Here is a 15,208-nt window from a genome sequence, read left to right on the forward strand (position 1 = left end):
AATGGGTTACTGAGAAATAAAAAAGCCTTTCACATTTGACTGAGAAAGGCTTTATGAATAGACAATAGAATCCTAACTCGTCATGGAATACGAATAATGATAATTGAAATACTAATGCTATTCTGAATTGAATTTTTCATAATTGCTGTAAACAAAAAAACCTCCCGTTGCGGGGAGGTTTTCTAAATTGTATCTTTTACTTATTTATATAACATCCCTGCACCACTATCTAATGATAATCGCGATAATTACAGTAATGTTAATTGTGTTTTTCATTTGTTTGATTTGATGAGCAAATATATCGATATTTTTTAATCTGCAAACATTATTATTACAAACAAAAAATCCGTCTCTATTGTGACGGATTTCTCTATTTTGATTTTTAAGGTATTAAAACGGCTCTACCTTTTATTTTTCCTTGTCTCATTCTTTCGTATACTTCGTTGGCATCGTCTAGTTTATGCTTTTCGATTTCTATATGAATTTTCTTTTGCCTTGCCAAACCTACAACTTCCATCAGTTCTGTTCTTGATCCCCAATACGGATTGGTCATACTCACCCCAAATGGCAATCCGTTCATGCTGTACTGATAATGTCCGCCTCCAAGTCCGACAATGGTAAGATCTCCATCAAGGCTCACTATTTTTGTTCCTAAATCTATTGTAGAAGTTGCTCCAACAAAATCAAGCACTACTTTTGCCTTCTTGATTCCTGTAATTTTCTGAATCTGCTCTGCGGCATCAGCATCTTTAGAATTAATTGTAAAAGCTGCACCCAATTCTTTTGCGAAAGCCAATTTATCTTCGGTAACATCGCAAGCAATAATTTCGGCTCCGCTTATTTCTCTTAATATCTGTAACGCAACGTGGCCTAATCCTCCAACTCCAATTACCACAACATATTCGTCGGCCATTAATTTAGGAAGCGAACGTTTTATAGCAGAATAAGGTGTAAGTGCCGCATCTGTCAATGGAGCGGCAATAACAGGATCTAAGTCAAATATTGGCACTAAAAGTCTAGAAGATGGCACCAGCATGTATTCGGACATTCCGCCGTCTAATCCTAATCCGCCGCCATACGCTTGCTCAGATTGATGATCACAATAATTTTCTTTCGATTGCTGACAGGGTTTGCAATGACCGCAACCCCACGGACCATAAACTAAAACGGCATCACCTTTTTTATAGCCTTCAACATTTTCGCCAATTTCTTCGATCCATCCAGCATTTTCGTGTCCTAGAGTAAAAACTGTTCCCACAACAGTTCCCTCGTCTATAATATGCAGGTCTGAGTGACAAACACCAGCACCGCCAATTTTTAATAAAACTTCATCACCTTTAGGAACCGGTTTTTCAAGATCATTAACAACACGGACATCTTTGTGTCCAAAAAAACGTACTGCTTTCATAAAATAAACTTTTGATTACTATTCTACTAATTTACGACTTGTATTTGCTATCTACTTTATTAAACGAGTTAAGTTTATCCTAATTTATTACTAATAATGAGGTTTTAAGAGAAAGTGTCCCTGTTTCGGAACAAGGGAAGAATGATTAAATTTTAGATTAATGGCATAAAAAAAGAGAGCGTTGGCTCTCTTTTTCATTTATATTTTAATGTCTTTTATTTAGTAATAAACAGACAATAAGATTTTAGAATTTGTACTTTCTATATATTTTGAAAGTCTAGTTAAGAATTCTTGACTAACCATTGGGCAGCCGTGGCTATTGATGATATAGTATTCTTTTTCATCAGATGGTACTTCTTTGTAAGAATGCAATACAATAGCACGTTTCATTGCATTATTATTGGTTTCATCTAATCCAGCAAGTCTGAAAGCTTTACCAAATATACCTTTATATGGTTTTTCTACTGAATATCTTCCTAATGAAGTGCAGTTAGATTCTGGAGAATTACTAAATTGTAAAATATCTCCTTTTATTCCAGTTTCAGAACCTTTTCCATGGGCTACTAAGCCTTGATCCAAAATTTGATTGTTTTCTAGATCGTAAACAAAGAAACGATTTCTTCCTGATTTGATTTTCATATCAACAAGGAAAGCGATTTTATTGCTATACTTGCGATTTGACGCTGTAAAAGACTTAATCTCATTTACATGCTCATTGAGCCTTGCAAATTCGACTTCGTTTAAAATTTCATCTTCGTCCCACATACTTAATGAGGTAAACGAGCTTAAGGAAAATAGCAGTGCCAATAAAAATACTCTCATATCCGGCAAATGTTAAGTTAATAGTTATGACTTGGGGGTCAATTGTTAATTTTCAGTTGCAAAATTATACACAAATCTTATACAATTCCCATATCATAAGTTAAAGATATTATAAATATCTGAAAACAACAACATTATATGTTAATTTTCGATTAAAATACCTGATTTAATGTTGAAACGCTACATCTAGTGTTAATATTATTTCTTTTCTGACTTTTATTTTTTTCTTTATTAATAATAGTCCAATAAAATAATTGCTGCCAAGTGAAAAACTCACTTGACAAAAATTATAGGAAACCTAAAAGCAATAATAAATTAAACTTATTTACCTGCTTTTAATTAAGCCATTTTCCTAAAGTATCCATAATCAATTTCTGGTCATTTTCGGCAAAATCCTTAACTCTCGTGGAGTGGCTTCCTTGTGGAAGTACCATTTTAAGAGCATTAACACCAGGATTAGGAGTTGGTGAACAAGAGAACCAAGTATCATAACCTCCGTAGATATATAAAATATGATCTCCCCTATTTTCCACATATTTGCGTACTTTTTTTATGTATTTTGGATTGTATTTAATGACCACATCTTTCGGTGCAAATCGTGCATTAGAACTACTTTTTACTATTGTCAATAAATCAGCAACAGGCTCAAGATCAAACCCGTAATAACCTAACTCGCTTAAATGCTGATAATACGAAGGCAAATAGACAAAAAACATTTTATCATTATAAGTTCTCACTCCAACAATCTTATTCAAATAATCGAATAGATCTTTTGCAGAGGCATTTAAAGATGGTATTTCTTCGCATTTTCCTCCCCACTGCCAAAATGAAAAAGGAAATTCCAAAACGGCATATTCTAAGGCTTCGTTCAAAGGAACTTCTGTAAATTGCATTTTTTTTTCTGTAGCATATTCTTGAAAAACAGCTAAAACTGCTTCTCTATTTTTTAAAATAGCTCTCTGAAATGCCGTTATCTTTTCTCTGCATTCTAATGTTCCAACTGTTCTAGTATGCTGTATTGTTCTTGGATCTTCGCAAGTATTAATTAAGGGAGCGACATAAGGCATGGCAACATCCACATCATTTGGATATTTAGATTTATAAATCAGAGCTGTTTCTCCACCTTTACTTATTCCAGTTGAAATCCATTTTCCTGAATATATCTTTTTTAATTTCGTTACAATATCATGATAATCTTCAATCGCTTGATCGTTAGTTAAATATTTCCATTGAATCGGATTTGGTCTTGATTTTCCATAAAAACGATACTCAACTGCAACTTGATTTGCTTGCAACAAACTACTTACTTCGCTTTTTACGTTTTCAGTATTATAACCATGCGTTTCTATTACAGTTGGCCTGTCAAAACCGAGATGAGAAAGATAAATATAATGCTGAAACGTGCCCTCTTCTGGGTGTTTGTGATCTAAAGGCTCATCTAAAATAAGCTGATAGGTTTCGGTATAGTGCTCTAAATTTTCAATTCGAGTTATAATGGCTTTTGGGAATAATTCATTCAGTCTTTGTTGCAGATTTGATGATGTTTCTTGAAGTTCTTGTGCAGCTACTGCAAAATAATTCAAACAAAAAAAGAGCAACGCAGTAAAAAAGGTTTTTGAATTCATTTTAATCTTGTTATTTTGAGTTTCTAAAAGTAAGTGCCCTATTAAGTATAAACCGATACTATATTACCTCGAAAATATAATATTTTATCTAGTTTGCATCAACATAGGACAAAATCGAAATAATACTTTTAATTTTATTGAAAAATTGAACTTTGCTAGAGTTTAACCCATTTAAATAATAACTAAAAAATAAAAAAATGACAATTGGAGTTGGCGGATCAACTATAGATATTGAATTAGGCAAAATACAAAATATGACACTTGATGTCGTACCCATTGCTTTATCGGAGTACCAACAGCGTGTAAAAAAAGCAGCTGTTTTAATGAAAGAACATAATTGTAAAGCATTATATGTGAATGCTGGAACTAATCTGTATTATTTTACAGGAACAAAATGGAATGCTTCTGAACGTATGGTTGGCGCAATCATTTTTGAAGACGAAACTATTGAATATTTTGTTCCGAAATTTGAAGAAGGCACTTTCAAGACTTTTATGAAAGTTGAAGGAAATCTAAATTTCTGGGAAGAACATGAAAGTCCGTATGAGTTATTTGGAAATATCCTAAAAAGTAAAAACATCATTGATGGCATTATTTCGCTAGATGAATCAGCTTCTTTTTTTCTTATTGATGGCGTTTCAAAAGCAAATTCGAACTTTAGTTTTGTAAATGCACAGCCCATAACAGCAGGTTGTAGAATGCATAAATCGGCTAATGAAATTGCTATTATTCAAAAAGCAAAAAATATTACAATGACTGTTCAAAAAGCAGCAGCGAGTATTTTATATCCAGGAATTGAAGTAAGCACTGTTGTCGATTTTATACACAAAGCGCACATTAAGGCTGGTATTGCATCGGGCTCTTATTTCTGTATTGTTCTATTTGGAGAAGATTCGCAATATCCGCATGGTGTTACGGCTCCTCAAAATTTAGTGGACAATGATGTTGTACTGATTGATACTGGATGCCGATTGGAAGGTTATTTGTCTGACATTACTAGAACCTATGTTTACGGAACTCCAAATGAGGAGCACAGAAAAATCTGGAACCTTGAAAAAGCAACTCAAAAAGCAGCCTTTGATGCGGCACAAATTGGAGCTACATGTGGTTCTGTTGATGATGCCGCGCGAAAAGTCTTAGCGCAAGCGGGATTAAGCGGTGATTATGAAATTCCAGGCTTGCCACATCGCGTTGGACACGGCACAGGATTAGACATTCATGAATATCCTTATTTGGTTAGAGGCAATCAAACCGTTTTAAAAGAAGGAATGGTAGTGAGTAACGAACCTATGATTTGTATGCCTGGACAATTTGGTATTCGTCATGAAGATCATTTTTATATGACTGCAGATGGGCCTAAATGGTTTACTGAACCAATGCAGAGTATCGATAATCCTTTTGGGTTATAGGTTTAAAAATAATTTAAATTTAAAATTTAGAAAAGAGCTGTCTATTGAACTGCCCCCAAAAAGTTAGACACTATTTGGGGGCATTTTTATGGAAAGAAAAGTCAAGTACAATTGTGAATTTAAACTTCGTTGTGTAGAAGAAGTTATGAAAAGGCATAACTCGGTTAAAGGCACAGCTAGAGCAAACAAGATAGCTGAAAGCAACCTTACATGCTGGATTAGCCGCTATAATGAATTTGGAATTGAAGGTCTTTTACCAAGGCAGAAAAATAAAGTTTATACTGTAGACTTTAAATTAAAAGTGATACAAACCATTCAAAATAAGTCATTATCTTTGGATGAAGCCTGCTTGATTTTCAAAATTCCAGCGCAGTCAACCATAATAAGCTGGCAAAGAAAATATGCAAAAGATGATTTGGCAGGCTTAGAACTTAAATCACGTGGCAGACCAGCAGTTATGAATTTTAAGAGAAAGCAACGAAAAACAGACAAACCTTTAACCAGGGAAGAGGAACTCTTAAAGGAGTTAGAGTACCTGCGCGCTGAGAACGAAATTCTAAAAAAGTTCAACGCCTTAGTTCAAGCCGAGCAAGCCAATCAAAACAAAAAGCTCAAACCATAATGGAATTAAGGCATAAGTATGATTTAGATCTTTTACTAAATTGTATGAACATGGTTAGAAGCACGTATTATTACTATGAAAAGAAAGGTCAGGTAATCGATAAATATCAAGAGATAAAAGATTTAATTAAACAGATTTACAATTATCATAAGGGCAGATTAGGATATAGACGTATTACTCTATTACTCAAAAAAGAGGGGATTTTAATTAATCACAAAACAGTGCTTCGATTGATGAAATTTTTAGGATTAAAAAGTCTAATCAGAATCAAGAAGTACAGATCGTATAAAGGAGAGCAGGGAAAGATAGCCCCTAATCTGCTACAGCGCAATTTTAAGGCTGATATACCTAACCAGAAATGGGCAACCGATGTCACTGAATTTAATGTTTCTGGCAATAAATTATACTTATCGCCGATAATCGATCTGTTTAATGGAGAGATAATCAGCTATGACTTATCGCAAAGACCAGTGTTTAATCAAGTTTTAAATATGCTTGAAAAAGCATTTAAAAAAATACCGGACAATACTAATCTGACTCTGCATTCTGACCAAGGATGGCAGTATCAAATGACACAATATCAGCATTTATTAAAGAAAAAAGGAATTATGCAAAGCATGTCCAGAAAAGGTAATTGTCTTGATAATGCAATAATTGAAAACTTCTTTGGAATATTAAAATCAGAGTTGTTTTATCTTAAAAAATACACTTCCATTAATCAATTGAAAAAAGAGATTATCGAGTATATAAATTATTATAATAATGACAGAATTAAACTTAATCTAAAAGGAATGAGCCCGATACAATATCGAGCTCATTATTATAAAACTTAATTATTAATTTGTCTAAACTTTTGGGTGCAGTCTATATTGAAGATGGCTCTTTTTTTATAGATATGTCGCTCCGCCGGAGCTTTTTTGATCTTTGAGAATTGAATTTCTATAAATATTTTGCTTCTCTGAAGCTTTTTGATCTTTGGCGATTACAATTTCTATAAATATTCTACTTCTCCGAAGCTTTTTGATCTTGGTAAATTGGATTTACTATAAATATAACGCTCTTCCAAAGCTTTAATATTGTTTTTAAAAATCCCAGAGGGATGAAATATTTATAGCAATATAGTATCTCTCCAAAAGAAAGAGCTCCGGAGGAGCGAAATATTAAATCCTTTATAAAGAATAAAAAAAATAAGGCTATCTTTTTCGCAGACAGCCCTATTCATTTAACTAAATCAACTTATTATTCAACCAATAATTTTTTCTTCTCTGTAAAATTTCCATCTGTTGCTACTACAATGTAAATTCCTTTGTTTAAATATGTAAGAGCATACACAGTTGTATTCTGTAGCGTATCTACCAACATACCCACACTATTGTAGATCGATATTCTAACTTTGCTTGCATCTAAATTTTCAAAATTAAAATTCACGACATCTGTAGCGGGATTTGGATACATGGTAAAAGATTTCGCGTTATCAGATCCTGACAAACCTAAATTTCCAGATTGTAGGTTTATTGTATGAGAAACGCTCCATTCGCTAGAAGCAGTTCCGTTTTTTGCTCTGACTCTAAATTCATATATGGTTTGAGTTCCTTGTTTCGGAATCCATAAATAATAAGTGGTAGAAGTTCCAGCAGTTACCCATCCAGATGAAGAATTTAATTGCACTTCATAAGATGTTGCCTCAGGAAATGTTGCCCACGAAGCATAAAATCCAGATGCATAAACTCCTGCATTTGAAATATTTGTTGGTGCTGGCAAAGTTGTTGGATTTGTTGTTTGTGCTCCAGCTAGAATTGGCTCATTGGGTTTGGTATTATAAGCAAAATCCAAAACGGTATAACCTACTCCACCCGCTTCTACTTTTATCTGCATCCATCCGTAACAAGTACGTCCTCTACTAGTATATTCAAAACCAACATATCCTGTTTTATTATCCCATGTTGTATACGTAGCTGTTCGTAAATCTAGCTGATTAGGATAGTTTCCTGGAGTCGCAAAATTACTTGAAGCTCCAATAGAAGTGCCTTGCGATAAAAAGGATATATTTCTGGTTCCAGATTGGGCCACTAGTCTTTTTCCATACGTTTCCATTTTTAAAGCTGCGGCTGCATATTGCCATGCGCCATACTCTGTATTGTCTCCAATACCTAAATTGAAATATTGCCAAGTCGATGCCGCATTGGCTGTATAATCTGGATTATTTACATAAACGATTCCATAAGGCGAGTCGAACTTCAAATTAATGGTTTTCGAAGCCATATCTAATGTGCCAACACCTCCTGTAATGGCTGCGTCTTTAAAAGTAATGACAACAGTAGCATCATCTGTTGCATTATGCGCGGTGGCTTTTCCTGTAAAAGTTACAACTGTTTTTTTATTGCTTTCTAATGTCAAAATTGCCGTTAAGCCAGTTGGAACTCCTGTAATTGTATAATCTGTTCCTGCTGTAAAAGTTCCGCTGCTTTTTGTAAATGTTCCATTATTGGTAGCTAATGAAATTGCCGTATTTGTTGTAATACTTCCATCATTTATTTCTGCTTCATATAAAGTATCTGCAGATAAAACGGTAGCGGTTTTATCGCTCATTCCTGTATAAATTGGAGTATTGGGTTTGGTATTATAAGCATACTCCAAAATAGTGTAACCATCACCATCTGCATTTACTTTTACTTTAAACCATCCATAACAGGTAAGACCGTCTATTAAATAATCAAATCCTACGTAAGCTGTTTTGCCATCCCAAGCTGTGTAACTGGACGTTCGCAAATCAAGCTGATTTGGATAGGCGCTTGGAGCGGTCAAATTGCTAGATGGCCCAATGGCTGTATTTGCATTTAAGAGCGAAATATTTCTAGTGCCTGCTTCGCAAACCAATCTTTTAGAATAAGTCTCGATTTTTAAAGCATTTGCAGCATAACGCCAACCTCCAAAAGCAGGATCATCTCCTTTAGCAATTTCAAAATATTTCCAAGTTAATGCCGACGAAACTGTTACATCTGGCATATCTACAAAAAAGATTCCGTACGGATCTGAAAATTTAAAATTGAAAAATAAAGAAGTACAAGACAAATCAGCTGTTCCTCCTGTAAAAGCTGCGGATAAAAAATTAATGCCGCCTGATGCATTATTACTTAATGCATGATTCGTTGCTTTTCCAGTTAACGTAATCGTGATTTGATTGTTGGAGTTTACAGTAAGTACTGGCGTAATTCCAGCTGGGAAAGTATGCGTGAAATGGGTTCCTGCTACTAAAGTTCCAGAAGACAAAGCAAAGGTTTTACCTCCGTTTAATTTTATGATGGAAGAAGTATCAAAAGAACCATCGTTGATAACCGCTTCTTTGAAAGTTACTGCTGAAGCAACCAGAGCACTTCCTGTAGCATTAACGCCTGTATCAATTAAGTTTTGCGGTTGCCATAAAGATTTTCGGGCTGGATGCTCCAAGGCAGCCAACATTCTATCAATCTGGCCTTGTGTGTACATTTTATAACAACCTTGTGCGCCATTATAGCCCATGTAGTTTTCAAAATTTACCTTATCTCCACTGCAATTTGTTCCCGGAGTGCACCCTAAAGTGTGATTTCCATCTTCTGCTGGCGTATCAGCAACTTCATCAGTTCCTGTGCATCCTCCTTCAAAAGTATGAATCAAGTTTAGGAAGTGACCAAACTCATGCGTTAAGGTGGCTGAGAATTCTTTACTATACGAGTTGTCATATAAATAAGCTCCATTAAAAACAACACGAGCTGTATTATTTGCCGTCATGTCTGAATTGGGATACCAAGCAACTCCAGAATTATTGGTAGCTCCGTCGTTGTACAAATCATTCTGAATATAAACATTCATATATTTGGTATTATCCCAAGCGTCGGCAGCAATTTGATCATCATATCCTCCGCCATTTCCAAATCCGTTTTTGGTTGGATGGAATATAACTCCCGTTGTACAACCGCCATTTGGATCTTTTTTTGCTAACTTAAATTCAATATTCATCGTTCCGCGTCGAGGCTGAAAAAAGGGCTCAACCGTTAGGTAGTCTGCATTACGTCCATTAAAATCATCATTGAGCTGCGCGAGATGGTTTACAATTTTTTCGTAAGTAACCGTTTTTCCTCCCTGTACATCTCCATAAATATGAAACACTACTGGAATTGTATAGGTAACAACTGCCGTTTTTGAAGTTTTAGATTTACGTTGTGCTGCAAAATTTTTACTAAAAACATCAAAGTTCTTTTTCTCTTCTAGTGCATTTGGATTATTCCGATACACTTTAGCATTTTCTTCGCTTGTTCTACAGGGTAAAACTTGAGCACTAACTTTCAATCCACTGAAAATCAGAAAGCAGATTAGTAATTTTAATTTCATCTATTTAGGTTTTTTAATTAGTATATATCAAAATTACCTTACATACTTTTACCTTTCTGATAGTATTTTACTCAGAATTAATACATAATTATCATATTTTAACTTAAAAAAATCAAATTTTAAAATTCCAAATCCCAATATTTTTTAACGCAAAAAAAAGGAGAATTTCAAATGAATGAAATTCTCCTTTTTCTATAAATGCACTATTTTCTATTTTGCTCCTGGCGGACAATTTTTTTCTATGTATCGAATAAAAGTATCCGTTAAATGTTTCACTGTTCCTTCCCCTTCAGAAATATCATGAGAACGATTTGGATAAATCATTAAATCGAACATTTTATCATACTTAACTAATTCATTTATTAAAACCTCAGCATTTTTATAATGCACATTATCATCGCCTGTTCCATGAATATACAATAAATTTCCTTTTAGATTTTTTGCATGAGTAACCGGCGAAGCTTTACTGTAATTCGCTTCATTTCCTTCTGGCAATCCCATGTAACGTTCTGTGTAGATGTTGTCATAAAAATGTTGGTCTGTTACCGCTGCAATCGCGATTCCGGTTTTGTATATATCTGGATATTGAAACATTAAATTTAAAGTTACAGCACCACCACCACTCCATCCATGAATGGCTACACGATCAGAATCAATAAAATTCCATTTTAAAACTTCTTTGGCAGCCATTGCCTGATCGCGAGTATTGATAATTCCGATGTTTTTATAAATAGATTTTCTCCATTCTGTTCCCTTCATTACAGGAGTTCCTCTATTATCCATCGCAATTCCGATGTATCCTTTTGGAATTAATTTTGCAATAAAATAATTAAAATAAGGCTCATCGTTTGCTACTGAAGCCATCGGCTCTCCATATACATAAAAGAACACAGGGTATTTTTTTGAAGGATCAAAATCTAATGGTTTTGCCATAATTCCATCAATATCAATACCGTCGCTAGTTTTTACTTTAAATTTTTCTAACGAATAATTAAGTTTCGGATTATCAAAAACATCTGCTTCTTTCGGCAATATTTTTTTATGTCCCGAAAGCGCCACTAATCTTGTATTGTAGTCTCTTTTAATGTTTGAATTAGTATGTTTGGCATATGATGCATCTGTCGAAAAAACGTAAGCATTTGTACCTTCAAAAGCTTCTGGAGTTACTCTTTTTGTTTTCTTTGAACTTAAATTCGTTTCATATAAATAGCGCTGTGTAGCATCTGTAGGACTTGCAATAAAATATATTGTTTTTGTCTTTTCATTGTAGGCTTTAAAATAAGCATCAAAATTAGTTTTGGTCACCAATTCTTTTGATTTTCCGTCAAGGCTTATTTTATAAATATGCATCCATCCGTCTGCATCAGAACTCCATAAAAAGGCTTTTCCATTATCAACAAACTGGCAAGGAAAAGTATCATATTCTCCTGCAGAAATATCAAAAACATCGATCCACGAAGTCGATTCTTCTTTGTAAATAACTCTAGCAGATCCCGATTTTGCATTGCAATCATACATAGTAACTTGGTTCTGATTTCGGTTCAACTGAATCACCATAACAGACTCGTTGTTAAGCCATTTCATACGAACTAAGTAATTATTATCAGGCTCTCCTGGAATATTTAGCCAATTGGTTTGCACCGAATCAATATTTACAATTCCGATTTTTACCGAAGAAGGTTTTTCTCCTGCCTTTGGATACTCAACTGGAACAATAACTGGATAAAGCGAATCGGTATTATTGATCATGAAATGAAATTTAGTAGAAGTGGCATCTACTCTCCAAAAAGCAATACTTTTTCCGTCTGGGCTCCATCTGAATCCGTCACGGGCAGCCAACTCTTCTTCATAAACCCAATCAAAAGTTCCGTTGATGATTTTATCTGTACCGTCTGTGGTTAAAGGAGTAATTTTTCCTGTATTTAGATTTTCCACATAAATATTATGTTTGGAAACATAGGCAACATTTTCATTATCGCTCGAAAATTTAGCAAACATTAATGATGATGCATCAAGGTTTTTACCTAATTTTTTTCCTTTTCCTGTAGTCAAATCAAAAAACCAATAATCGCCTTTGGTATTTTCTCTCCATACTTTTTTTGAATTGGTATAGACCAAAACTTTTGTTTTTGAGTCATTCCACACCAACTTCTCGATTTCTCCCGTAAATCCCGCTGTTGCTAATTGCGATTTAGACAAAATTGTACTTTGCTTATCTAGTTTATCAACATCATAAACCACCACGCTATTGTCTTTGTTTACCCAAAACGAATGAGAATTTGGCAGCCAATTTAGATCGTTAATATCAATATCCTGCTGTGCGAAAACAGATGTACATACAAACAGAAAAAACAACAAACACTTTTTCATCTTATTTTTTATTTTTAATTAAATTTTCAATTTCTGCAATTTCGATTGGCATGGCTTCACTCAAATTAATGTTTCCATTTTCTGTTATCAGATAATCATTTTCTAAACGACAGCCTATTCCTTCTTCTCTAATGTAAATTCCAGGTTCGCAAGTCAGCACCATTCCTTTTTCAAAAGGTCTAGAATACAATCCCACATCATGAACATCCAATCCTAAGTGATGTGCTGTTCCATGCATAAAGTATTTCTTGTAAGCAGGTTTATCTGGATCTTGATTCTTAATTTCGTCTTCTGTAATCAAACCTAATTTGACCAATTCAGTTTCAATTAATTTTGCCATTTGAAGTTCGTAATCTTTCGATAAAACTCCTGGTTTCAATAATTTTGAACCTTCTTTCAAGCAATGTAAAACCGATTCGTAAACCTCTTTTTGTCTCGCACTAAAAGTTCCGTCAACCGGAATGCATCTTGTTGTATCTGAATTATAATTGCCATAACAGCTTCCAAAATCAAGCAACACCATGTCGTTTTCTTTACAAACATCATCATTGGAATTATAATGAAGTGAGCACGCATTTCCTCCAGATGCTATAATTGATTTAAATGCTTGTCTCGTTCCGCCATTTTTAACGGTAGCGTACAGCAATTCGGCTTCCAATTCGTATTCTTTTATATTGGGGCGAATTGCACCTAAAACTCTATGAAAACCTTCAACACTTAGTGCCGTTGCTTTTTTGATTAAATCAATTTCTTCGTCTGATTTAATTGGACGCAATTCACGCGTTATTTTTGCCACACGTTCGTATTGATGCAATGGATATTTTTCTTTGCACCATTTTATCATACGATCTTGTCGGGTTTCCATTTCAGCAGTGACTCTTTTGATATGCTCGTTATGCCCTAAATAAAAAGTATCGGCCTCAAAAGCAAAAAGCTGTAAAGTCTTTTCAAACTCATGAATCCATTTGATATTCTGTATTCCAGAAATTGCCGTAGCTTGTTCTTTAGTTAAAAAATTACCATCCCAAATTAGCGTATGTTCATTTGCTTCTTTTACAAAAAGTATGGCTTTGTTTTCCTCTTTAAAAGCATCTGGATAAAGCACTAGAATGGTTTCGTCCTGATCAATTCCAGACAGATAAAACAAATCATTGTTTTGTGAAAAGCCCATAACATCATCTGCGTTATTTGGCATTACGTCGTTTGAAGTTAAAATAGCCAAACTATTCGGCTTCATTTTTTCGGTAAATCTTTTTCGGTTTTCTACAAACAAAGAAACCGGAATCGCATTGTATCTCATAATTTATATTTGGAATCGGTCAATAGCCACAGAAGCAGGTTTGCCAGAAATAATCTCTGTCACGATTTTTCCTGTCGCCGGTGCCAGACTTAATCCCATCATGGCATGTCCTGTTGCTAAGGTCAAATTTACGATTTTTTTGTCTCTGGCAATAATCGGCATACCGCTTGGCGTACAGGGTCTAAACCCAAACCAAGTATCTTCATTCTTTGGCATTTCGACTTTCAAATCGGGATAAAAACCATTAATGCTATTTATAATTCCCTGAAGCCTGTTTGCATTTATTTTATTGTCTTTTGTATGTGTAATTTCCATAGTGCCTCCAAATCTTATATCATTGGCCATTGGAGTTACGGCTACTTTTCCTTCGCATAAAATAGAAGGAATACTAGGCTTTTGGTTTTTATCCTTTAAAGTAAAACTGTATCCTTTTCCAGGTAAAATAGAAATAGAAATGTTTAATTTTTTAGCCAAAGAAGGACTCCAAGATCCTGATGCCAAAACTACTTCGTCAGCTTTAAAAAGCCCTTTATTGGTTACAATTTTTTCTATTTTATTTCTTTCTAAAACAAAATCTTTAACGCTAGTTTGCGAATAAATTTCGACTTTTAAACGAGACAATTCTTCTTTTATAAAGGCCATAAATTTTTGCGGATACAAATGCGCATCACTCTTATAATGAACTCCACCAATAACATTTGTAGTGGTTCCTTTTTCTAAAAGCGCTACTTCAGATTTTGAGAGATAATCTACTTCAAGCCCCAAACGTTCTGCTTCTTTACCTTCATGATGCATTTCTTCTGCCACTTTATCACTTTTATAAAGCATCAAAAGTCCTTTTTCTTCATAAAAAAAAGAATTATTCTCCTTGGCAAAATCCTGATACAATTCTTTACTTAACAAAGAAAGATCTCGTAAAGCGGGCATTGCTTTTTCAACATGATTCAAATTGGCATGTTTATAGAACTGCATTCCCCAGTTTATTAAATCTCTGTTTAAGCGCGGTTTTACATAAAATGGACTACGGCTGTCAAACATCCATTTTATTCCTTGTGCAATCATGCCAGGCTGCGCGAGCGGAATAATATGTGATGGCACAATCATACCTGCATTTCCGTATGAACAGCCATTGTTCCTATCAGATTCATCAAATACGCTCACCTCGTAACCTTCCTTTGCGAGATAATAAGCAGAACATAGGCCGATGATTCCACCGCCAATAACAGCAACTTTTTTCATAAATTTTAATTCGTTTTTTTTTGAGACTACTACTAATTGATTTTC

At 34.4% G+C, this 15,208-nt stretch carries 9 protein-coding genes; 2 read left to right on the top strand and 7 right to left on the bottom strand.

All coding sequences use genetic code 11. The features are described 5' to 3' along the window. Nucleotides 1–382: 382 nt before the first annotated feature. From QLQ95_RS22230 to QLQ95_RS22240, 3 genes are all read right to left on the bottom strand, one after another. On the bottom strand, nucleotides 383–1,408 hold the full coding sequence (locus QLQ95_RS22230; protein ID WP_095930100.1) for an NAD(P)-dependent alcohol dehydrogenase: 1,026 nt from the start codon (nucleotides 1,406–1,408) through the stop codon (nucleotides 383–385). A 219-nt stretch (nucleotides 1,409–1,627) separates the two neighbouring features. Further along, the gene (locus tag QLQ95_RS22235) at nucleotides 1,628–2,230 is read right to left on the bottom strand and encodes a murein L,D-transpeptidase catalytic domain-containing protein (protein WP_320494898.1); all 603 of its coding nucleotides are present in this window, start codon (nucleotides 2,228–2,230) and stop codon (nucleotides 1,628–1,630) included. A gap of 335 nt (nucleotides 2,231–2,565) precedes the next feature. After that, nucleotides 2,566–3,855, bottom strand: a complete 1,290-nt coding sequence (locus QLQ95_RS22240; RefSeq protein ID WP_482501729.1) for a S28 family serine protease — start codon at nucleotides 3,853–3,855, stop codon at nucleotides 2,566–2,568. A 197-nt stretch (nucleotides 3,856–4,052) separates the two neighbouring features. Here QLQ95_RS22240 and QLQ95_RS22245 point away from each other — a divergent pair, with 197 nt between their 5' ends. Both QLQ95_RS22245 and QLQ95_RS22250 read left to right on the top strand, forming a co-directional pair. Further along, nucleotides 4,053–5,264, top strand: a complete 1,212-nt coding sequence (locus tag QLQ95_RS22245; RefSeq protein WP_482501731.1) for a M24 family metallopeptidase — start codon at nucleotides 4,053–4,055, stop codon at nucleotides 5,262–5,264. A gap of 88 nt (nucleotides 5,265–5,352) precedes the next feature. Further along, a protein-coding gene (locus QLQ95_RS22250; protein ID WP_414655674.1) for an IS3 family transposase occupies nucleotides 5,353–6,719 on the top strand; the annotation gives its coding sequence in 2 pieces (ribosomal slippage) (nucleotides 5,353–5,821 and nucleotides 5,821–6,719; 1,368 coding nt in all). Nucleotides 6,720–7,125: 406 nt separating this feature from the next. On the opposite strand, the gene QLQ95_RS22255 is transcribed toward QLQ95_RS22250, so the two are convergent. The 4 genes from QLQ95_RS22255 to QLQ95_RS22270 all read right to left on the bottom strand — a co-directional run bounded on the left by QLQ95_RS22255 (nucleotide 7,126) and on the right by QLQ95_RS22270 (nucleotide 15,163). Next, nucleotides 7,126–10,254 (bottom strand): M43 family zinc metalloprotease, encoded by a 3,129-nt coding sequence (locus QLQ95_RS22255; RefSeq protein WP_482501733.1) that lies wholly within the window; start codon nucleotides 10,252–10,254, stop codon nucleotides 7,126–7,128. A gap of 210 nt (nucleotides 10,255–10,464) precedes the next feature. After that, entirely contained in the window at nucleotides 10,465–12,624 is a 2,160-nt protein-coding gene (locus QLQ95_RS22260; RefSeq protein ID WP_095930105.1) for a S9 family peptidase, read from the bottom strand. Between the two features lies 1 nt (nucleotide 12,625). Next, nucleotides 12,626–13,924 (bottom strand): Xaa-Pro aminopeptidase, encoded by a 1,299-nt coding sequence (locus tag QLQ95_RS22265; protein WP_320494894.1) that lies wholly within the window; start codon nucleotides 13,922–13,924, stop codon nucleotides 12,626–12,628. Between the two features lie 3 nt (nucleotides 13,925–13,927). Next, the gene (locus tag QLQ95_RS22270; RefSeq protein WP_482501735.1) at nucleotides 13,928–15,163 is read right to left on the bottom strand and encodes an NAD(P)/FAD-dependent oxidoreductase; all 1,236 of its coding nucleotides are present in this window, start codon (nucleotides 15,161–15,163) and stop codon (nucleotides 13,928–13,930) included. Nucleotides 15,164–15,208 lie beyond the last annotated feature (45 nt).

It is taken from the genome of Flavobacterium sp. B330r (assembly GCF_056824325.1).